19 protein-coding genes and 1 pseudogene are annotated in these 21550 nt (G+C 32.7%); 10 read left to right on the forward strand and 10 right to left on the reverse strand.

Translation table 11 applies throughout. The annotated features are described in order from the left end of the window. The first annotated feature begins 5 nt into the window (after positions 1-5). The 3 genes from argB to argH all read left to right on the forward strand — a co-directional run bounded on the left by argB (position 6) and on the right by argH (position 3453). Entirely contained in the window at positions 6-791 is a 786-nt protein-coding gene (gene argB / locus RCH18_RS11930; RefSeq protein ID WP_326936984.1) for an acetylglutamate kinase, read from the forward strand. A 100-nt stretch (positions 792-891) separates the two neighbouring features. Further along, complete coding sequence (locus RCH18_RS11935; protein WP_326936985.1) at positions 892-1962, forward strand: M20 family metallo-hydrolase; 1071 nt, start codon at positions 892-894, stop codon at positions 1960-1962. Positions 1963-2172: 210 nt separating this feature from the next. Then, a complete protein-coding gene (gene argH / locus RCH18_RS11940) occupies positions 2173-3453 on the forward strand; it encodes an argininosuccinate lyase (RefSeq protein ID WP_326936986.1) in 1281 nt (426 codons plus the stop codon). A 148-nt stretch (positions 3454-3601) separates the two neighbouring features. On the opposite strand, the gene egtD is transcribed toward argH, so the two are convergent. From egtD to egtB, 5 genes are all read right to left on the reverse strand, one after another. Beyond that, positions 3602-4594, reverse strand: coding sequence for an L-histidine N(alpha)-methyltransferase (gene egtD / locus RCH18_RS11945; RefSeq protein ID WP_326936987.1), 993 nt, complete (start codon positions 4592-4594; stop codon positions 3602-3604). 47 nt (positions 4595-4641) lie between these two features. After that, complete coding sequence (locus RCH18_RS11950; RefSeq protein WP_326936988.1) at positions 4642-6135, reverse strand: BCCT family transporter; 1494 nt, start codon at positions 6133-6135, stop codon at positions 4642-4644. A 4-nt stretch (positions 6136-6139) separates the two neighbouring features. Continuing rightward, positions 6140-7507 carry a mercuric reductase gene (locus RCH18_RS11955; protein ID WP_326936989.1) on the reverse strand — a complete coding sequence of 456 codons (1368 nt, stop codon included), beginning with the start codon at positions 7505-7507 and terminating at the stop codon, positions 6140-6142. A gap of 22 nt (positions 7508-7529) precedes the next feature. Further along, the gene (locus RCH18_RS11960) at positions 7530-7811 is read right to left on the reverse strand and encodes a DUF427 domain-containing protein (protein WP_326936990.1); all 282 of its coding nucleotides are present in this window, start codon (positions 7809-7811) and stop codon (positions 7530-7532) included. Between the two features lie 116 nt (positions 7812-7927). Next, entirely contained in the window at positions 7928-9067 is a 1140-nt protein-coding gene (gene egtB / locus RCH18_RS11965; RefSeq protein ID WP_326936991.1) for an ergothioneine biosynthesis protein EgtB, read from the reverse strand. 380 nt (positions 9068-9447) lie between these two features. Between egtB and RCH18_RS11970 the strand changes: the two genes are divergently transcribed. Both RCH18_RS11970 and RCH18_RS11975 read left to right on the forward strand, forming a co-directional pair. Further along, positions 9448-10437 carry a DUF2157 domain-containing protein gene (locus tag RCH18_RS11970; RefSeq protein WP_326936992.1) on the forward strand — a complete coding sequence of 330 codons (990 nt, stop codon included), beginning with the start codon at positions 9448-9450 and terminating at the stop codon, positions 10435-10437. Beyond that, positions 10434-11597, forward strand: a complete 1164-nt coding sequence (locus RCH18_RS11975; RefSeq protein WP_326936993.1) for a hypothetical protein — start codon at positions 10434-10436, stop codon at positions 11595-11597. The genes RCH18_RS11970 and RCH18_RS11975 overlap by 4 nt, the downstream gene beginning before the upstream one ends. Positions 11598-11656: 59 nt before the next feature. Here RCH18_RS11975 and ytxJ read toward each other — a convergent pair whose 3' ends face one another. Beyond that, entirely contained in the window at positions 11657-12046 is a 390-nt protein-coding gene (gene ytxJ, locus RCH18_RS11980) for a bacillithiol system redox-active protein YtxJ (protein WP_326936994.1), read from the reverse strand. A gap of 143 nt (positions 12047-12189) precedes the next feature. On the opposite strand from ytxJ, the gene clpB reads away from it, so the two are divergent. Further along, the gene (gene clpB, locus RCH18_RS11985; protein WP_326936995.1) at positions 12190-14802 is read left to right on the forward strand and encodes an ATP-dependent chaperone ClpB; all 2613 of its coding nucleotides are present in this window, start codon (positions 12190-12192) and stop codon (positions 14800-14802) included. A gap of 206 nt (positions 14803-15008) precedes the next feature. Here clpB and RCH18_RS11990 read toward each other — a convergent pair whose 3' ends face one another. The 4 genes from RCH18_RS11990 to RCH18_RS12005 are packed head-to-tail and all read right to left on the reverse strand — an operon-like array spanning position 15009 to position 16350. Beyond that, the gene (locus RCH18_RS11990; RefSeq protein WP_326936996.1) at positions 15009-15386 is read right to left on the reverse strand and encodes an IS66 family transposase; all 378 of its coding nucleotides are present in this window, start codon (positions 15384-15386) and stop codon (positions 15009-15011) included. A 58-nt stretch (positions 15387-15444) separates the two neighbouring features. Continuing rightward, positions 15445-15600, reverse strand: a complete 156-nt coding sequence (locus RCH18_RS11995) for a hypothetical protein (protein WP_326936997.1) — start codon at positions 15598-15600, stop codon at positions 15445-15447. Between the two features lie 12 nt (positions 15601-15612). Continuing rightward, positions 15613-16011, reverse strand: a complete 399-nt coding sequence (locus RCH18_RS12000) for an IS66 family transposase (RefSeq protein WP_326936998.1) — start codon at positions 16009-16011, stop codon at positions 15613-15615. Positions 16012-16029: 18 nt separating this feature from the next. Next, entirely contained in the window at positions 16030-16350 is a 321-nt protein-coding gene (locus RCH18_RS12005; RefSeq protein ID WP_326936999.1) for a DUF6444 domain-containing protein, read from the reverse strand. A gap of 392 nt (positions 16351-16742) precedes the next feature. Between RCH18_RS12005 and ppdK the strand changes: the two genes are divergently transcribed. The 4 genes and pseudogenes from ppdK to RCH18_RS16150 all read left to right on the forward strand — a co-directional run. Continuing rightward, the gene (gene ppdK / locus RCH18_RS12010) at positions 16743-19529 is read left to right on the forward strand and encodes a pyruvate, phosphate dikinase (RefSeq protein ID WP_326937000.1); all 2787 of its coding nucleotides are present in this window, start codon (positions 16743-16745) and stop codon (positions 19527-19529) included. Positions 19530-19968: 439 nt separating this feature from the next. Beyond that, positions 19969-20202: a hypothetical protein gene (locus RCH18_RS12015; RefSeq protein ID WP_326937001.1), complete on the forward strand. Its 234-nt coding sequence runs from the start codon at positions 19969-19971 to the stop codon at positions 20200-20202. Further along, complete coding sequence (locus RCH18_RS12020; RefSeq protein WP_326937002.1) at positions 20187-20804, forward strand: IS3 family transposase; 618 nt, start codon at positions 20187-20189, stop codon at positions 20802-20804. Before RCH18_RS12015 ends, RCH18_RS12020 begins: the two co-directional genes overlap by 16 nt. Before the next feature lie 39 nt (positions 20805-20843). Then, positions 20844-21179 (forward strand): annotated as a pseudogene (locus RCH18_RS16150) (integrase core domain-containing protein); the annotation flags it as partial. Positions 21180-21550 lie beyond the last annotated feature (371 nt).

The following is a 21550-nucleotide window of genomic DNA, read 5'->3' on the forward strand; positions in this document are numbered from 1 at the left end:
GAAAAATGGAAACTAAAAAAGCGGTAAGCATCATTAAAATTGGTGGAAACATCATAGATAATCCAGCTGAATTAGCACAATTTTTATTAGATTTTTCTAAAATTGAAGGCTACAAAGTGCTTGTACATGGCGGTGGAAAGTCAGCTACTAAAATGGCAGAAAGCATTGGTTTAACTCCCCAAATGATTGAAGGTAGACGGATTACGGATGCACTAATGCTAGATGTTGCAGTGATGATTTATGCAGGACAAATAAATAAAAATATTGTTGCTCAATTACAAGCAAATCAATGTAATACCATGGGGTTTTCTGGAGCTGATGGTAATTTGATACAATCCTCAAAAAGAAATCATCCTACAGTTGATTACGGGTTTGTGGGTGATGTCAAGAAAGTAAATACCGAATTAGTAAGTAGCCTACTTTCTAATGGAGTCATTCCTGTATTTTGCGCGATAACTCATGATGGAAAAGGTCAATTGCTCAATACTAACGCGGATACAATAGCTAGCGAATTAGCTATAGCTTTATCAAAAACATTTGAAGTTACTTTAAGTTATTGCTTTGAGAAACCTGGAGTTCTATATGATTCAGATGACGATTCTTCAGTAATTGAAATAATGAATCAAGAACTATATTCTAAATTACGACACGACAAAGCGATACACTCAGGTATGATTCCTAAACTTGATAATTGTTTTAACAGCTTACTAAAAGGAGTTAAAAAAATAAAAATTGGACACCACAGGATGTTAAAGAATGAAAATACAATTTACACAACCATAGAATTATAATATATAAGACACAAATTTCAAAAATTTACACAGATTAAAAAATTTGTGCATTTGTGCCTTCATGGCAAAAAATACCACCTCTATTGCAAAATAATAAAGTATGAAAAGTATAAATATCTTAACACAAGAAGCTATTGCATTATTAAAATCGCTAATTGAAACGCCTTCATTCTCAAGTGAAGAAGATAAAACGGCACTTTTAATTGAAAATTGGTTTACACAAAACAGCATCCCTTTCAAAAGAGAAAATAATAATGTTTGGGCTTTCAACAAATATTTTGATGAAAACAAACCTACTCTTTTGCTAAATTCGCATCACGATACGGTAAGACCAAATCAAGGATACACTAACGATCCTTTCAAAGCTTTTGTAAAAAACAGTAAGTTATTTGGGCTAGGCAGTAATGATGCCGGCGGTTGCTTAGTTTCTTTACTTGCCACTTTTGTTTATTTTTACGAAAATCAGAATCTTCCTTACAATATTGTCATCGTAGCTTCAGCCGAAGAAGAAAGTAGCGGAAAAAAAGGATTAAATAGTGTTTTAAAACATTTGCCAGAATTGGAATGTGCCATTGTGGGAGAACCCACATTGATGCAGTTGGCTGTTGCAGAGAAAGGATTACTGGTCTTAGACGTTATCGTAAAAGGAACTGCAAGTCACGCCGCTCATAACAATGCTGATAATTCAATCTATAATGCAATATCTATTATCGAATGGTTCAACAGCTATCAATTCGAAAAAATATCAGAACAATTGGGACCTGTAAAAATGACGGTTACTCAAATCTATGCTGGAAAACAACACAATGTAGTGCCGTCACAATGTGATTTAGTGGTTGATATAAGAGTCAATGATTGTTACAATAATAGCGAAATTTTAGAAATAGTAAGAAAACATATTATCGCCGAAGTAAATCCACGGTCGATGCATTTAAACGCTTCTTCAATTGCCGTTAATCATGGATTGGTACAAGCGGGAATCGCTTTAGGACGAACAACCTACGGCTCTCCCACCCTTTCAGATCAATCAGTTTTGAGTTGTAAATCTTTAAAATTAGGACCTGGAGAAACCTTGCGATCACACTCCGCAGATGAATTTATTTATTTAAGCGAAATCGAAGAAGGAATTGAATTGTATATTAAGATTTTAAGCGATTTTTTCAGACAGTAATTTTTTTAGGAGCTATTTCCCGCTATTCGTTACAATCTTTTTTACCTCGCTAGGGCGAGTCAAAAAAGGATTTACACTACTATCGGGGCTAGGGAATTTCGGAAATTAAGACAATTAAAATTACTTTAGATAGTATAGTAATTCAAAAAATAGAAACTTTGCGAGTCTTTGAGAAACTTCTGAGAATCTCAGCGAAATAAAAATACAACTATGAAACTTTGGGAAAAAGGAATACCAACAGATAAGCAAATTGAACAATTTACTGTTGGAAATGATAGAGAGTTAGATTTAGTTTTGGCCAAATATGATGCTTTAGGATCCATTGCACATGCCAAAATGCTAGGGCAAATTGGACTTTTATCGGATTTAGAAACTAATTCATTAGTTATAGCTTTACAAGATATTATCAAAGATGCTGAAAATGGAAACTTCATAATTGAAGACAATTTTGAAGACGTACATTCAAAAATTGAATATTTATTAACGGTAGAACTTGGTGATGCTGGAAAAAAAATCCACACTGCTCGTTCTCGTAACGACCAAGTTTTAGTAGATGTCAATTTATATTTAAAGGACGTTGTAAAAGACTTCAAAAGTCAAGTAAAAACACTTTTTGATTTGCTAATGGAATCAGCTGAGAAACATCAAGATGTTTTGTTGCCTGGCTACACCCATCTGCAAATTGCTATGCCATCTTCTTTTGGAATGTGGTTTTCTGCTTATGCTGAAACATTGATTGATGATATGACAATGCTGAATGCAGCATTGAAAATTGTAGACCAAAATCCATTAGGTTCTGCAGCAGGTTATGGGAGCTCCTTCCCTATCGACAGAACCTTTACAACTCAAGAATTAGGTTTCGAAACCTTAAAATACAACTCAGTTGCAGCCCAAATGAGCCGTGGAAAATCAGAGAAAACAGTCGCATTTGCAATGAGCAGTGTTGCAGCAACTTTGGCTAAATTCTCTATGGATGTTTGCTTGTACATGAGTCAAAATTTTGATTTTATTTCTTTACCAGCACATCTTACAACGGGTTCAAGCATAATGCCGCATAAAAAAAATCCAGATGTTTTTGAGCTGATCCGAGGAAAATGCAACAAAATACAAGCATTACCTTATGAAATTACTTTGATCACAAATAACCTTCCTAGTGGTTATCATAGAGACTTACAATTGCTCAAAGAAGGTTTATTTCCTGCGATTCAAAATCTAAAAGCTTGTTTAGATATTGCTATCTTCTCTATTAAGGATATCAAAGTAAAAAAGCATATTTTAGAAGATAAAAAATATGATTATTTATTTACGGTAGATTCCTTAAACGAAATGGTAGTTGCTGGAATTCCTTTTAGAGATGCTTATAAAGCAGTTGCAGAACAGCTTGAAAATGGCACATTTCAATCACCAAAGGAAACCAAACACACGCACGAAGGCAGCATTAATAATCTTTGCTTAAACGAGATTAAAGAAAAGATGAAGTTAGCCTATTAGAAATAAAATGATCATTATAGCGAAAAATACGTTAAGTCACTTTTCTTTTTTATTCAGCACTTATTTATGAAAATTAAATTGCTTTTAAACTAAAAAAACACTTTTTCAAATTGCAAAATTTACAATTGCATTTGTGCAATTATAAATTTTATTTACGTTCTAAAATGTAATTCGCAAAATAAACTTTGCTATCTGTAATTCTATTTTTAATAATAAAATCGGTTTTGCTTAAAATTGAATTTAAAATTTCATCATTATACTTTCTGGATATTTCCGTCAAAATCTTTTCACCTTCATGAAAACTAAAATTTTTATTGATTTTAGTGATGTAAACTTGTTGTGCCTTGGTACTAACCAAAAAACTTTTTGCAATTCCGTCGCTCTCCTTATATTCAGCTTGATGCTTAAAAAATTTTAAGTCAAAGTTAGCTCCTAATTCCTTATTTATTCTCTGCAATAAATTTAAGTTAAAAGCCGCAGTTATTCCTTGACTATCATTGTATGCAGGAAGTACAATGGAAGCCGGTTTAATTAGATCGACACCCAACAATAGTTTATCCTTATTTTGTAAATTAGCACTTAATTTAGACATAAAATCAGTAGCAACATCATCAGACATATTTCCAATATTTGACCCTAAAAACAGAATTACTTTTGAATTATGATTTTCATTTAATGATTCTAAAACCTCAAAATAATCTCCTTGTTTCGTTTTTATTGACAGGCTTGGCATTTCTTTATTCAAGTCTTTCTCCAAGCTCTCTAACGCATTTTTAGAAATATCAACAGGCATATAATCAAACTTATAATGTAATCGATTTAATTCTCGTAAGAGCTCCTTAGTTTTTAAACCATCGCCAGCTCCCAATTCAATTAATTCAAAATAGGTGTTGGGGTTAAGATGTAAAGCTTCAATAATAGACTGACTTTTTGTTCTAAAAATTTCATGTTCTGATCGCGTTACGTAATACTCGGGCAGGTGCATGATCTTTACAAATAAGGCGTCGCCTTTTTTATCATAAAAATACTTTGATGGCAATGATTTTTTAATACTGCTCAATCCTTCATCAATTTCATTTTTAAAATAATCGACTGCAGTATTGATATGTTCAATTTTTTTTATAGTTTTTATTTCAGTCATCTTTATTTGGTGTAAAATATTTCTAATTATGGTGGTCAATTAAATGATTAGTTCTCCTCAGTATTGATTGTGGATCCTTTATTTGCAATTATATTTTTGAAAAATGTAAAAACGATGCTGCCGTATAAGAAGCTAAAAGGTAAAGCCATTATAATTAATAAATTACTAACACCATTAAGGAGCTCACTAGTTCCAAGGGCTGTAAGTCCAAGAGCCGTAGTAGTAATTATCAATCCCCAGCCCAGTTTATGCCTCTTAGAGGGATTTTCATTACCATTATCACTAAACATTCCCAAAACAAATATTGCAGAATCAACAGAGTTTATAATGGAAATAAGCACCAGTAAACCTGCGATAAAAAATGTAATAGAGTATAAAGGAAAATGCTCTAGAAACACAAATAATGAAATGAAAACATTATTAAATTGTGTTTTATCACCTAACGCAATTATTTCAAAAGCTGAATTTGCAAATATGGAAAACCAAATAATGGTTGCTAATGTTGGAATGAAAATTGTTGTTATTAAAAACTCTTTTATTGTTCTACCTTTTGATATTCTGGCGATAAATATTCCCGTAAATGGAACCCAAGCTAACCAAAAAGCCCAATAAAAAACGGTCCACTCTTGAGTGAAACTTGGAGTAGTTTTATAACTTCCGAGTGACAAACTCATTTCTACAAAATGAATAACATAATTATAAAAAGCTACGAAAGTTTGATACAAAAAATTATTAAAATTCATAAATAAACCAATAAACAACATAAGTATGATCGAAAATGTAAAGTCGAAATCAGCTAAAAATTTGATTACCTTATTTATTCCTGTCAATGCTGAATATGTTGCTACAATTCCAATAAGAACAACCATTATCAGTAAAAAATTTGTACCGTAATCTACTTTAAAAGCATATTCTATACCATTTACAACTTGAGCTGTTCCTAATCCCAATGAGGCTATAACGCCAGTTATTGTGATCAATACAATAAATATTGTGGCAATATATTTAACGATTTTACGATTAGCATAAGGAACAATTGCATCTAACAAATTAGGGATTTTTTTTACATATAGATTATAAGCCACAATCAAACCAAACAAACTATACATCGCCCAAGGCGTGAAACCCCAGTGAAAAAAAGTGTACTGTAAAGCGGTAACCTTATTATTTAATGTTGCAACGGGAGGATTATTTAGATAATAAATTGGTTCTTGAACTGCACGTAATAATAATCCTGAACCCATGCCCGTGCTGTACAATAAGGCAACCCAACTGAAATAAGAGAAAGCCGGTTTTTCATTACCTAAACGTTGCTTGCGCATTGGCATAAACAAAATAATTAAAGCTGCTATAACGCTTATCAATCCAACCCATAAATAATAAGTACTAAAAATAGCTAGCAAAATTTTATTCACTTTATTTAAAACATCTGTTAAAAAAGTGGGAGCAAATAAACCAGTAAGAAAAAAGAATAAACCAAATAACGCTCCGTAAAGTAGCAAACTGTTTGGACTTAAATGACCATATAATTTTTTAATCAAAATTTTACTCTTTAGCGATTGATTTTAAATTTTCTAGCATTGTAGGTATGAGTTCACTAACAGTAGGATGCAAATGAATGGAATCTCTTAAAATGGTATAAGGCTGTTTAGCATACATTAAATTAGTGATTCCACTGATAATTTCATCACCACCTACGCCCAAAACACAAGCTCCTAAAAACTCATTTGTTTTTGCGTCAATAACCGCTTCCATAAATCCTTTAATTTCTCCTTTTTCTTTGGCCCGACCAATTTTATTCATAGGTCTATTACCAATCAAAATAGAAAAACCTTTCTCTATAGCTTGAACTTTTGTCATACCCACTCTCCCAAGCGGTGGATCAATGAATAATCCATAAGTAATAATTCTGTCGCTGATTTTCCTCTTTTTATCTCCCAAAAGATAGTCTTCTACAATCTGGAAATCATTATAAGAAGTATGAGTAAAGGCACCTTTACCGTTACAGTCTCCTATCGCAAAAATACCTGCTACATTAGTTTTGCAATAATCGTCAACAGCTACATATCCTTTTTCGTCGCAAATGATTGAAGTGTTTTCTATACGTAATGTGTCGGTATTTGGCGACCTACCTACAGCCAGCAGTAAATGAGTACCGTTAATTTCTTTATTAGTTCCATTTATTTTTACGGAAATAATATTCCCATCCTGCGATGCAACTAACTCTGCAGCATTAAATTCAATCTCTATTTCTTCATCTCGAAAAATTTGAGCAATTGCGTTACTTACATTTTCATCTTCTTTACTAATGAGTCGATTCCCGCTTTCAATTATGGTTACGTTACTACCAAAACGTTTAAACATTTGACCAAATTCTAATCCTATGTAGCTTCCGCCAATGATTATTAAGTGTTCAGGAATCTTTGTTAGCTGCAAAATATCAACATTAGTTAAATAATCTACCGTAGCAAATTCGATAGGAATAATTGCTCGTGCGCCAACATTTATAAAAATTTGATTAGCAGTAATTTTATCATCATTAACTTTAATTTCATAATTTGAAATAAAATGAGCTTCACCTCTAAATAGCGTAATGTTATCATTTTCAGCAATACTGTTCTCAATACCTTCGCGCGAAGCGTTCACTAAAATCTCTTTTCTCGCTTTTACTTTCTCAAGATTAGCTTTTGCACCAGCTGGAATTTCAATTCCCATTTCTTCTCCATGCAAGCTATCCCACATTCGGCGTGCACTGGCAACATACGCTTTTGTAGGAACACAACCGGTATTGACACAAGTCCCACCAATAAGACTTTTTTCAATTAATGCAACTGTTCCTTTTTTAGCAAGGCTAAAAGCTAAAGGTACTCCCGCTTGCCCGCTACCGATAATTATAAAATCAAACTTTTTCATAATTTTATTATAAATGAGAAATTTATTCTTCGATTGTGACTTTTTTCCAAAATGCTACATGATCTTTTATTTTCTTAGCTAACTCCTTTGGTTCTTTGTAGAACCAAGCCGCGTTTTCACTTATTTCATCATTAACTTTTACAGTATAGTAAGAAGCCTTTCCCTTCCACGGGCAAGTTGAATGATGACTTGTTTCTGTAAAATAATCCCAATTAACACTTGTAAAAGGAAAATAATGATTTCCTTCAACGACCACAGTTTCTTGACTTTCTGCGATCACTACTTTATTAAATATTGCTTTCATATATAGATAAGATTTATTTTTTATTAGTCCCGACAGTTAGGGAGGAATATGCATATCATCATCGGTCTTTGTGACCAAATCTAATTTATGCTCATTTTTATACTATTGATTTTTAATTATTTTGCTAATCGCAATCCGCTAAATTGCCAACGCATATCTGGAGGAAAAAAGTTACGATATGTCTTCCGGCTATGTCCTTCTGGAGTTGCTACAGAATTGCCTCGAAGAATCATCTGATTAATCATAAACTTACCATTATATTCGCCTAATGCGCCGGATGATTTACTAAATCCTGGATAAGCCAGATAAGCGCTGTTTGTCCATTCCCAAAGCTGTCCCCACTTGAATTTATTGCTCGCAATTTCCCATTCAAATTCAGTTGGTAAACGACAACCTTTCCATTCGCTATAAGCAAAAGCTTCATAGAAACTGAGATGCATCACTGGTAAATCTAAATCTAATTTAATTAAACCATTTAAAGTATAATACCACCATTCATTATCTATTTTATGCCAATACAATGGCGCTTCAATCTTATTGCTATTTATCCAACTCCATCCGTCATCGTGCCAAAAATTAAAATTTTGATAACCTCCAGCTAAAATAAAATCTAGATATTGACGATTTGAAACTAGCTTGCCACTTATCTCAAAATCGTTCACATACACTTTGTGACTACCCAATTCATTATCAAAACAAAAACTATTTCCTTGATGCCCTATTTCATACAAGCCTGCATTAATCTGAATAAAATGGTCTGCTTGAGTTTCAATTTCAGTTTTAAAACTATCTTGATAAACGGGGAAAGTTGGTTGGTTTCCTAAAATATATTTGATATCATAAATTAAAAGTTCTTGATGCTGCTCCTCATGATTTATTCCGATTTCAATTACAGCTAAAATATCTTCACTTGGATTTGTGTTTAAAAAAGTAACTACAGCGTTAGTAACGTATTTTCTATAGTTATAAACTGCCGCTACAGTAGGTCTTGACATTAAGCCTCTTGAAGGACGTAAAACTCGCTTTCCTACATTATTGTAATAACTGTTAAATAAAAAATGAAAGTCTTCATTGTAAAGCGTGTAATTGTGAGCATATTTTGTTAGTACAAACTCTTCCCAAAACCAACTAGTATGTGCCAAATGCCACTTTGGCGGTGATGCAAATTCACTAGCCTGAAGCGAAAAATCTTCAATAAATAAAGGTTTGCAAAGTTGTTCTGAATTTTCTCTGATTCTTAAAAAACGATCTATCATACTGATGTAACTTACTTATGAATTTAATGTCTCACAAGTTAGTTAAATGACGTTCCCTAAAACTTATATTATAAAAATTTTTTATTATATAATTAAGTTAAAATTTTATAAAATAGTAGGTGTTAATTAATTTTATCTTCTTTAATTATCATAAATTTTTGAAGATATAATCTACAATAGTTATATAATCCTTAAAAAGTAGTAGTTTTATTATCCAGAAAAAAAACACTTATGAGATAATTATTGTTAATTTGAATTTAAAAAAAATAAAGATAAAATTTTATGTGGTCAATACAACAAGTTATTGATCTAAAGGGATGAGATTTTCATTACGTTTTTTTCTATAATTTCCTTACATTTGGTTAACTAAAATACGCTAAATGGAAAATATGCATCAAAGGGCTACTCAAACTCTTTTTGATAAACAGTTAATAACTGAAGAGCAATACAAACAAATTTCAAGCTATCGAAGTTTAAATATATTTTCTTTAAATGCAGAATTAAAAATATTTCTGTACTTATCTGTGTTACTATTCACCTCTGGAATTGGTGTTTTAATATATCAAAACATCGATACCATAGGACATTCCATTATAATTTCATTGATTGTCATTGTAACTGCAATATGTTATTACTTTAGTTTTAAAAAAGCACCGCCATTTCAAAAAAATCAAATGCATTTTGAAAGTTCGGTGATGGAATACATCGTTCTTACGGCTAACTTATTGACTTGCATATTAATTGGTTATCTTCAAATTCAGTATAATACATTCGGTACTAACTACGGTTTAGCAACAATAATCCCAACTGCAATTGGACTATTTTCCGGATACTATTTTGATAATAAAAACGTACTTTCTTTAGCTTTAATGGGATTAGCAGCATATATTGGATTGACAGTAACTCCACAGTCATTTTTAAAAAATGGTTTATACGATACAAATTCCTTAAGTTATGCCGCGACAGGATTAGGTATCGTGCTCATTTTATGGAATTGTTACAGTTTTAAAATCAAACTCAAAATACATTTTGCATTAATATTTTTGACTTTCGCACTCCATCTGATTGGGATATCATGCTTGAATAATATCATTGATAACAATTACTACCTTCTGTTTTCCTTTATTTTAGGAATCGCTACCTATTATTTTTATAATTACAGTTATCAGATCAAAGCTGTTTCTCTTTTTATATTTACTGTCTTGTATGGTTTTATTGGATTAAATATTACTTTATTCAAAATTATCGATTACTTGAATTTGACAGATATGTTTGAAATCATATTAATTTTAAGTCCATTTTATTTAATAGGTGCTATATTCCTTTTTATACTATTAATTAAGAAATTTAACTCTGAAATTAAAAAATGATAGCACAAGATAAAATAAGATTAGAAAATCAGCTTTTGGTTGAAGAGGCACATTCATTATTGGATGCTAAATTTATTACAGAGGATCAATTTGCAATAATTAAGAAATTATTACCGACACCCAAAAGACAGAAAAACATATTGTTTCGCTTAGGTTTTTTGCTTTTAGGAATGCTTTTATATTCATCTATTTGCGGTTTTCTTACGCTATTTGGATTGGGTGTTTTGGATAATAATTTTGAGATGTTCCTTTTTATATTTGCAGCTGTAGGTTTTATTGGAGCAGAGTTCTTTGCAAGACAGAATTTCTTAGAGCACGGATTAGATGATGCTTTTATTATAGGTGGACAGCTTTTATTAGCTGGAGCAATAGGAACTATAACTAATGAATTTGAACTTGTAATTGCAGCAGTTACTACAATCGTTGCTTTACTTAGCTATTTTAGGTATATCAATCGCGCTTCAATTATAATTTTTTGCTTTGCGAGCACTGCCACAATAGCTTATACTATGTTCGAAATGGGAGTTGTTGGTAAAAGTATACTGCCATTTATTCTAATGCTTTATGCAATTGTTTGCTGCTTTATTTGCGTAAAAATTACAATAAATGTTCAATATCCTATTTGTCAGAAAGGATTACTATTAGTGAAGTACTATAGTTTACTATTATTTTATTTTTCAGGAAACTATTTGGTAGTTCGTGAACTTTCAGTTGCGTTATTAGGACATGAGATTACCGCTAATGCTGACATTTCATTTGCTTGGTTCTTTTACATTTTCACATTTATTGTGCCTATTAGCTATATTTTTTATGGCTTAAAAAAATTAGATCGGTCTTTCTTATGGATCGGATTGTTAACTTTTGTATTTTCTTTGTACTCCATAGACTTTTACTTTCTTGATATACCTGCTGAAATATATTTAATTACAGTAGGTTTACTTCTTTTTGCAATAGCGTATTTCAGCATTAAAATGTTAAAAGATAAAAAAGAAGGAATAACCTTTAGACCAGATCGATTTATAAATTCAAATGATTTTCTTCATACGGAAGCCTTAATCTTGACTTCTCAATTTGGCTTAAAGCCAGAAGCTACAATTGATTCTCCTATGGAATTTGGAGGTGGAGGATTTAGTGGCGGAGGTTCAACTGGTGGCTATTAAAAATAATAAATCCACAAATTGACTAAAAAAAGAATTCGTGGATTTATGAATAAATTTATTTAAACTTTACTACCTAATGCATCAGCATCAATATCGCTATGCGACACATGATAAATGACCTTGCCCTCTTTTATTAAAATCAGCTGTGGTGATTGATGGGTTACGCCAAACTGATTTGCAATTTCATTAGAAATAGCTCGGTTTTCAATTAAGTCTAAAAAATAAAGTGTAATTTTATCCGAGTTATTAAACTCATTTTCAAACTGTTTTAGTGCCATCCTACTGATACTACAACGGGTGCTATGTTTAAAAATCGCAACCGGCTTTATAGCGGATATTGCATTAATTTCATTTAACTGACCTAAATCTGTAAGTTCAATCCAATCAATTTTGCTTTCTTTTGCCCCACTGCTATCTGTACTACTAAAAATATTTCTAAAAAAACTCATAATTGTTTTGTTTTTAGACAATTTGACATTTTAATATGATAATTATCATGAAAATTCTGTCAATTTGTCTATAATTTTATAATGGAATATAGATTGTCTAATCATACAAAGTTAATCAAATATCAATAAATCAGTATAAAATCATGAATATAAATAAATTCACCATTAAATCTCAGGAAGCTATTCAACTTTCTCAGCAATTGGCTCAAAGCCAAGGGCAACAACAAATAGAAAACGAACATATTTTTAAAGCTATTTTTGAAGTAGATGAAAATGTTGCTCCTTTTATTCTAAAAAAATTAAATGTAAATGTTCCTTTATTTATTCAAATTTTAGAAAGCACTATTCAAAGCTTTCCTAAAGTTTCTGGGGGCGAAATAATGCTTTCGAGAACAGTAAACACAACTTTGAATGAAGCTGAAATTATCGCACAAAAAATGAAAGATGAATTCGTTTCGATAGAACATTTAATTTTAGCAATTTTTGATTCGAAAACAAAAGCGGCACAAATTTTAAAAGATCAGGGTGTCACTGGAAAAGGGCTAAAGGCAGCGATTGATGAACTGCGAAAAGGAGAAAGAGTAACGTCGGCATCGGCTGAGGAAACTTATAATTCGTTAAATAAGTATGCTAAAAATTTAAATGAATTAGCACGAAATGGTAAACTTGATCCTGTAATTGGACGTGATGAAGAAATTCGTCGTGTATTACAAATCTTGACACGCAGGACTAAAAACAACCCGATGCTGGTAGGAGAACCTGGAGTAGGAAAAACGGCTATTGCCGAAGGATTAGCACATAGAATTGTAGATGGCGATGTTCCAGATAATTTAAAGGATAAAATCGTTTATTCTCTTGATATGGGAGCACTTATTGCTGGTGCCAAATTTAAAGGTGAATTTGAGGAACGATTAAAGGCCGTAGTGAAAGAAGTGACTTCTTCAGAAGGTGACATCGTATTGTTCATTGATGAAATTCATACACTAGTGGGAGCTGGAGGCGGCGAAGGTGCTATGGATGCAGCTAATATATTAAAACCTGCATTAGCTCGTGGAGAATTACGCGCTATTGGAGCTACTACTTTGGATGAATATCAAAAATATTTTGAAAAAGATAAGGCATTAGAAAGACGTTTCCAAAAAATAGTAGTCGAAGAGCCCGATACAGAAAGTGCTATTTCTATTTTGCGTGGAATTAAAGAAAAATATGAAACGCATCATAAAGTCCAAATAAAAGATGATGCTATAATTGCGGCAGTTGAATTATCGCAACGCTATATTACAAATCGTTTTCTTCCAGACAAAGCGATTGATTTAATGGATGAAGCAGCATCTAAGTTGCGTATGGAAATCAATTCCAAACCAGAAGAGTTAGATGTATTGGACCGAAAAGTAATGCAGTTAGAAATTGAAATCGAAGCTATTAAACGTGAAAAAGACGAAAGCAAGCTTAAGATTTTAGGCATGGATTTGGCCAATCTAAAAGAAGATCGCAACGAAATCTATGCAAAATGGAAATCTGAAAAAGATGTAGTAGATAATATTCAAGCGGTAAAAACTGAAATTGAAGATTTTAAATATGAAGCAGAACGTGCTGAACGTGATGGTGATTACGGTAAAGTAGCGGAGATTCGTTATGGTAAAATAAAAGAGGCACAAGAACGATTAGACGTTCTTGTAAAAGAATTACAGGAAAATCAATCAGGAACTTCTTTAATAAAAGAAGAGGTAACTCGAGAAGATATCGCAGAAGTGGTTGCCAAATGGACTGGCATACCAGTAATGAAAATGCTACAAGGCGAGCGAGAAAAATTATTGAGACTAGAAGATGAATTGCATCACAGAGTAGTAGGTCAAGAAGAAGCTATTGAAGCTGTTAGTGACGCTGTACGCAGAAGTCGTGCTGGACTTCAGGATATGAAAAAGCCTGTTGGAACTTTCCTTTTCCTTGGAACAACTGGAGTTGGAAAAACAGAATTAGCTAAAGCACTAGCTGAATATCTATTTGATGATGAGAATGCGATGACTCGAATTGATATGAGTGAATATCAAGAACGTCATAGCGTAAGCCGCTTAGTGGGTGCGCCTCCTGGATATGTAGGCTATGATGAAGGTGGCCAATTAACTGAAGCCGTGCGTAGAAAACCGTACTCTGTAATTTTATTAGATGAAATTGAAAAAGCACATCCTGATACCTTTAATATCTTATTACAAGTATTAGATGAAGGACGTTTAACCGATAACAAAGGAAGATTAGCAGATTTTAAAAACACGATAATTATAATGACTTCTAATATGGGAAGCCAAATTATACAGGAAAAATTTGATGCTCGAAACTTCGGAATAAAAGGAAGTATAGAAGCTGCGACTGAAGCTGCTAAGGTTGAAGTCCTGGCGTTATTAAAACAAACAGTACGTCCAGAATTTATCAATCGTATTGATGAAATCGTAATGTTTACGCCATTGACTACTGAAAATATTGCTAAGATCGTAGGATTACAATTAAAGAGTGTTACTAAAATGCTCGCTCTTCAAGGTATAACCATGGATGCTACTCCAGAAGCTATTGCTTATTTAACAGAAAAAGGATACGATCCACAGTTTGGTGCACGACCAGTAAAGAGAGTGATTCAAAGAGATGTTCTCAATGAACTTTCGAAAGAAATCCTTTCAGGTAAAATTACAACAGATAGTATTGTTTTAATAGATGCCTTTGACGGAAAATTAGTTTTCAGAAATCAAACGGAATTAATATAGATTTGGAAAAGGATGCTGAGATTGATTAATCAATTTTTTTTTTAAAATGAGACATTTGATTAATATTTAAATAAAAATAATGTACTATTGATTAGTCAAGAAAAAATTATTTCTTGACTTTTTAAAGTAAGGGATTAAAAATTGATTGTTTTATCTAGAAATTTAAAGCAATAAAAAGTTTTGTAACTATTCAGTTCCCTTCAAAGCTATAAGCGAAAGTGCTTGAAAACATTTTTTTTAGATTTGATAGTGGTATCAACTAGAGATCTTATGATTGCAAAAGCATCGGCTCCAGATGTAGATTTGAACCGCCCTGATATTTTTTGTTTGACTTTTACATTTCTAATAGCTCTTTCCGATCCATTATTATCTAATGGGACTTCATAATGGTTCAGAAATATAAAGACAAAATCCTTGTATGTAGTAATTATTTTATGAAAAGCATTGAGTTCTTTTTGATTTTTGAGAATTGTTTCTTGAAGAAGTTCATTTAGTGTTTTAAGTATTTGAGTTCTTTGTTTTACGGGGGATAAATATTGATTTGGGGTTAAATTTTTCTTGAGTTCTAAAGCTGCATATAACATGGCTTTAAAATTTGTTGCCCATTTAGATTGATATTTTTGTTAAAAAAAACTAATTCTCTTAAAAGATGTGCAATGCAGAGTTGGTGTGTTTTGCAGTGGTCTTGAAATGGCTTGGCCAACAGTCATGAACCAAAACAACATTTGTAAATCCTTTTGCAAAATTATCTTCAATAGTGGCAAAACCTCGATTGTTAGAGAAAGCAATGTAAGTCATAAATTTGTTTTGTCATGCCCAAAACCAGCCCTTCTTTCCATCAACTTTTATTTCTGTTTCATCTGCTCCAACAACGGTTTGTTGTTTCATTTTTGTTGCAATAATTGCGAATGCTGGTTTGGCTTTTTCAGCGAAGTTCTGCAACAAATTACAGATAGTTCCTTGGCTAATTGGCAAATTACAAAAATCAGCAAAAAACGCACTCATACTTTCAAAAGGAAGATATTGACGGGGATGCAAATAAGCAATAGTGGCTTGAATATTAGAACCATAACTTATGGAAGTCTTAACCTGGACAGGTAAATCAGATAAATTACAATGTCCACAAGAGATTGTTTTCTTGTAAATGCGATGTTCAGTATATTCAGGTTTAATAGGTGGAATGTCAACTACTTGCCTACGACTTACCAATTCAGAGGCTGTTTGCGACTAATCTTTAGAGCAAATTTTACAAAAATTAGGTTGATAACTAATTATAAAATCAAGTGTATTTGTCATCTCAGGAGTACTGCCCTTGTGTCCCTTTTGTCCACCAACTTTTTTACCGCTATTGTTACACAAACTTTGATTTTTCAAAGGTCTGTTCTCGTCTTTAGATGGAGGAACTGAACTATTACCACTAGCTTTAAGATGCATGAGAGTCTCGTATTCTCGAGTAGTTGTAAAATGATTGCTTCCAATTGTACTACTTTTGCTTCTAATTCCGCTATGCGTTTTTTGTCCGTAGTCAATTTTAATTGTTTTTGACAAAGCAACAAAACTACTGAGGTTTCATCTGATAAATCAAGAATAAATTGTTAGAAAACAATCAACAACGCTTAGTAACACAACGTCTTTTTTCAAAATCGAAATCTTGAATTATTCATAACTATGTATTTTTTGAAATAACCTGAATAATTACCTATATTTAAATTAAATTTGTTTCTACGAAAACGATTTCGTAATATCGTAACGAATAGTACACTACTCTTACATCAAGAAAATTTAGACCTTTCCTGACCTAAAAATAATATTAAAGTATTTCAAAAATCACTGGGTTATCGATGTTAGTGTATGGTGAATCTTAAGTGCGGTTAATTGTAAAGTACTTTTCCGAATGAGTTATAAATTTGACATAAATTAATATAAATAATGTGAAACAGATGGTGAGACCAAAAAATGCAATAGTAAGAGTTTATAGTTTTGGAAATGGAGCGACAGATGGAAGTGCTGCCATGAAAAATTTGTTAGGCAGTAAAGGTGCAAATTTAGCTGAAATGAGTAACTTAGGTATCCCGGTTCCTCCTGGATTTACAATTACAACAGAAACATGTTTGGAATACAATCAACTTGGCAAGGATAAAGTTGTGTCTTTATTAATGGCGGAAGTAAAATTAGCAATTGCTACCGTTGAAAAAAGAATGGGAACTACCTTTGGTAGCGATGAAAATCCATGCTTACTTTCCGTTCGTTCAGGGTCTCGCATTTCTATGCCTGGAATGATGGACACTATTCTTAACTTGGGAATGAATGATAATTCAGTCGAAGGATTAATTGCAAAAACGGGCAATCCCAGATTTGCATGGGATACTTATAGACGTTTCGTTCAAATGTTTGCTGGGGTCGTATTAAATGTTGGTGCAACTTCAAAAGAAGATCAGAATCCTTTTGAAGAAATTATAGAAAGATATAAAAAAAATAAAGGGGTTGATTTGGATGTCGAACTCGACGCAGTAGATCTAAAGCAAATGGTTTTTGACTTTAAAGCTGTATGCGAAGTTCAAACAGGTGCGCCATTTCCTGAAAATCCTTGGGATCAACTTTGGGCTAGTATTACTGCTGTTTTTGATAGCTGGATGAATCCTAGGGCAATTTATTATCGCGGTATGCATCAAATTCCAGAGGAATGGGGCACAGCGGTAAATGTGCAGGCGATGGTTTTTGGCAACATGGGCGGAACCTCTGGCAGTGGAGTGGCCTTTACAAGGGACGCATCTACTGGAGAAAATATCTTTAACGGTGAATATTTAATAAACGCACAGGGCGAAGACGTTGTTTCGGGCGTAAGAACTCCGCAGCAAATAACTTTGACGGGCTCCAAGAAATGGGCCACATTGGCCGGTGTTTCTGAAGAAAACCGTAAAATAAAGTACCCCTCCTTAGAGGAGTTATTGCCAAATACTTTTAAGGAATTAAATACTACCCAAGCCCTTCTTGAAAGACATTACAATGACATGCAGGATTTAGAGTTTACTATTCAAGAAGGTAAATTTTGGATGTTACAAACCCGAAACGGAAAACGAACAGCGGCAGCTATGGTTAAAATTGCTGTGGAATTATTATCTGCTGGCCTCATTGACGAAAAACGTGCCTTATTAATGCAAGAACCCTCAAAGATAGAGGAACTTTTGCATCCAGTTTTTGATAACGAAGCAATTAAAGTAGCAGAGGTACTAGCTAAAGGATTGCCAGCCTCCCCTGGAGCAGCGACAGGCCAAATTGTATTTTTTGCCGATGAAGCACATAAATATAGTGATACGATTCTGGTCCGAATAGAAACCTCTCCCGAAGATTTAGAAGGAATGAATATCGCTAAGGGCATCTTAACAGCAAGAGGTGGGATGACATCTCATGCGGCTGTCGTGGCGCGTGGTATGGGTAAATGTTGTGTCTCTGGAGCCGAAAAAATAAATATCAGCTACAAAAATAGAACAATAACAATTGGATCACAAATCTTAAATGAGGGAGATTGGATCTCATTAAATGGAACAACTGGCGAAGTCTACAAGGGGAAAATAAAAAACAAGGAGGCCGAGTTAAGTGCGGATTTCGATACTATTATGAACTTAGCAGACAAATATAGGACTATGCGCGTAAGAGCAAATGCCGAAACGCCTAGAGAATGTCAAAATGCACTTAAATTTGGTGCTGAAGGGATTGGTCTTTGTAGGACAGAACATATGTTTTTTGAAGGTGAAAGATTAATCCGTATCAGAGAAATGATACTGTCTACAGATGAAATTGGAAGAAGAGAAGCTTTAAACAAACTATTACCTATACACAAAAACGATTTAAAAGATGTTCTCAGGGCAATGAAAAATCTTCCAGTTACTATTCGATTGTTGGATCCACCATTACACGAGTTTATACCTCACGACATAATAAATCAAAAAGAGATGGCACTTGAAATGCATGTTTCGTTGGAGACTATCATTCAAAAAGTAGAAAGTCTAAAAGAATTCAATCCAATGCTAGGTCATCGAGGATGCAGATTAGGAATAACATATCCAGAAATTACTGAGATGCAAGCAAGGGCTATTATTGAAGCAGCGTTAGAATTGAAAACAGAGGGAATTACAACGTATCCCGAAATCATGATTCCATTGATTGGAACCGTAAAAGAACTTAAATTACAAAAACAATTAGTAAAAAATATTATTGAAAAAGTATTTGCGGAAAAAGCAAATAGTGTTCAATATTTAGTTGGAACAATGATTGAAATCCCGCGAGCTTGTTTAATAGCAAATGAAATTGCCAAAGAAGCTGATTTCTTTTCCTTTGGGACTAATGATCTTACACAAATGGGATTTGGATATTCAAGAGATGATGCAGGTAAATTTCTGCCCATTTACATTGAAAAGGGAATATTAAAGTCCGACCCATTTCAGGTATTAGATCAAGAAGGTATCGGTCAATTAATAGAAATGGCAACTATCAAAGGACGTTCTTATGACCCAACTCTAAAAATAGGTATTTGTGGAGAACATGGAGGAGATCCTAGTTCGGTTGAATTTTGTCACCAAATTGGTATGGACTATGTAAGTTGCTCCCCATTTAGAATACCGATCGCTCGATTAGCTGCTGCACAAGCTGCATTGAAACAACGATTACCAAATCAAGTAGAGAACTTATATTCTTGTATTGAAAAAGAGATATCCGCTCCTATTTAAAAAAAAGACCATACCAATAAATTGTTTAATTAAACACTTGTAAAAAATTTACAAGTGTTTTTTGTTTTATAAACATTTGCTTAATTTTTCCAGTTTATGGTTTTTGAAGTATTAATTTTATTAACATATTGAGGGCGTAATTATTTTTATGTCCTGAATACTTTTTATGAATTACCTTGCTGATTTTTATATCTGACTTAATTATTATACTTTTTTGTACTTTTCAAATATTGAATAATTATAAGTAAATTTCACGATTCTGCAGTGTTTTAACCCCTTAAATAATCGGACACAATTATAAATCAAAAACTATAATTTGTACGATCGAAAATCGAAAATTTACCAAAGAGGAGAAGCTAAAAATCATAAAAGAAGCTTCAGAACATGGCGTTAAACTAACATTAGAGAAGTAATTTGTATTTCCGGCGAGTAATTATGCTTGGAAAAAGAAAATGGAAACTATGGGCAAAGAGGGTTTTTCACATGGAATGACTCCAAATCAACTGCAAGGTATTACAGAGGTAGAAAAGGAAAACAAACTACTCAAAGAAATTGTAATATAAAAAGAAATAGAAGGAAAATTGAAAGACGAATTGCTAAAAAAGAAATTAGTCTTGGAGAAAAAAAGAAATTGCAAGAAGTTACATTTTTCAAGACGTGGAAAGAGAAGTAGCTTTTCGAATATCTGGGATAACCGAACATCAATATTATTATCAAAAGAAGAAAACCAAGCAAGGTCGGGCTTATTCCTTCACTACATTGTACACCAATAATTCTCGCGAAAAAGTTGAAGTTTTAAATGAAATTATTATTCAAGAAATAAAACAATTCCACAAAGATCCTGACACTGATTATGGATATCAAAAAATGGAATCTGCGCTTAATATAAAGGGATACGCCATCAATCGTAAGAAAGTATATCGATTGATGAAAGAGTCACAATTGCTAAAGAAGAAACATCAAAAACCCGCTAAAACTAGAGTAAAGTATCGCAAGGTTTTTCCAAGTCAACTTTTTGAAGTATTGGAAATGGACATTAAATTTGTTTGGGTACAGAAGTATAAAATGCATTATTACGTTTTGACGACTATTGATACTTTCACAAGAGTTATCTTGCACAAGATGGTGGCCTATTCTATCAAAAAAGAAGATGTTAATAGAGCTTGGGAACATATTATAATCAATCATTTACAACTTAATAATTGCTTAGAAAGAGGCGTGAACATCGAGGTTCGCAATAATAACGATAGTCGGTTTTCGGCAAAATTAATTTAGGACTTTTTTAAAGAAAACTATCTCAATCAGGTATTTACAGATCTATATAAGCCACAAAAAAATGGTCATATCGAGAGTTTACACGCAATTTTTGCAAAAAAACTACGTCCTTTTAATTTTTGGTCGATCGATGAATTGGAAGGTGTTTTGACCTTTTTCTATGAAAAATATAACAATGAACGCCTGCATTTATCAGTGTGTAATTTACCTCCAAATATTTTTTTAGAATGCTGGAACAAAAAATTAATCGAACAAAAAAGAGACGAAATTAAACGCAGAATAACATTCAAACTCAAGATACCCTATAATCAAATATCGGGCAATACGAGCTTGAAGTGCAGTTCCTTGCAAAATTTAGAGATTTCACCTTTTTAGTTGGATGAACTAAATTTTTATAAAAACAAAATGATTAGGCCTGAAACATCTCTACAAACATCGGTGTAAAACTCGCCGTCGTTTATTCCTTGCCAGCCAAAGATATTTACTTATTTTGTATGTTTGTAAAACTTAAAATGTTAAAGTCCGATTATTAGGGGACTAGACCAGCACTATTGGTTATTTCGGCTCAATCCTGAAAGTTGGGGAGGAATTAAAGATTACTTACCTCCGCGGCTAAATAAATATACTTTGGAGAATTACATAGAACTCATTTAACTTATACTTCCTGAATTCTTTGTATACTATTTTGATTTGGTCAAACCCATACTCAAGCAGGAGACAAACATACTCTTTTTTGAGGAAAAAAA

Source organism: Flavobacterium sp. PL11 (assembly GCF_035985025.1).
Taxonomy (GTDB): domain Bacteria; phylum Bacteroidota; class Bacteroidia; order Flavobacteriales; family Flavobacteriaceae; genus Flavobacterium.

Excerpts from the sequence above, each read along its gene's own strand:
- argB (WP_326936984.1), top strand. The coding sequence starts at position 6 with ATGGAAACTAAAAAAGCGGTAAGCATCATTAAAATTGGTGGAAACATC.
- RCH18_RS11935 (WP_326936985.1), top strand. The coding sequence starts at position 892 with ATGAAAAGTATAAATATCTTAACACAAGAAGCTATTGCATTATTAAAA.
- argH (WP_326936986.1), top strand. The coding sequence starts at position 2,173 with ATGAAACTTTGGGAAAAAGGAATACCAACAGATAAGCAAATTGAACAA.
- egtD (WP_326936987.1), bottom strand. The coding sequence starts at position 4,594 with ATGACTGAAATAAAAACTATAAAAAAAATTGAACATATCAATACTGCA.
- RCH18_RS11955 (WP_326936989.1), bottom strand. The coding sequence starts at position 7,507 with ATGAAAAAGTTTGATTTTATAATTATCGGTAGCGGGCAAGCGGGAGTA.
- RCH18_RS11960 (WP_326936990.1), bottom strand. The coding sequence starts at position 7,811 with ATGAAAGCAATATTTAATAAAGTAGTGATCGCAGAAAGTCAAGAAACT.
- egtB (WP_326936991.1), bottom strand. The coding sequence starts at position 9,067 with ATGATAGATCGTTTTTTAAGAATCAGAGAAAATTCAGAACAACTTTGC.
- RCH18_RS11970 (WP_326936992.1), top strand. The coding sequence starts at position 9,448 with ATGGAAAATATGCATCAAAGGGCTACTCAAACTCTTTTTGATAAACAG.
- RCH18_RS11975 (WP_326936993.1), top strand. The coding sequence starts at position 10,434 with ATGATAGCACAAGATAAAATAAGATTAGAAAATCAGCTTTTGGTTGAA.
- ytxJ (WP_326936994.1), bottom strand. The coding sequence starts at position 12,046 with ATGAGTTTTTTTAGAAATATTTTTAGTAGTACAGATAGCAGTGGGGCA.
- clpB (WP_326936995.1), top strand. The coding sequence starts at position 12,190 with ATGAATATAAATAAATTCACCATTAAATCTCAGGAAGCTATTCAACTT.
- RCH18_RS11990 (WP_326936996.1), bottom strand. The coding sequence starts at position 15,386 with ATGTTATATGCAGCTTTAGAACTCAAGAAAAATTTAACCCCAAATCAA.
- RCH18_RS11995 (WP_326936997.1), bottom strand. The coding sequence starts at position 15,600 with ATGACTTACATTGCTTTCTCTAACAATCGAGGTTTTGCCACTATTGAA.
- ppdK (WP_326937000.1), top strand. The coding sequence starts at position 16,743 with ATGGTGAGACCAAAAAATGCAATAGTAAGAGTTTATAGTTTTGGAAAT.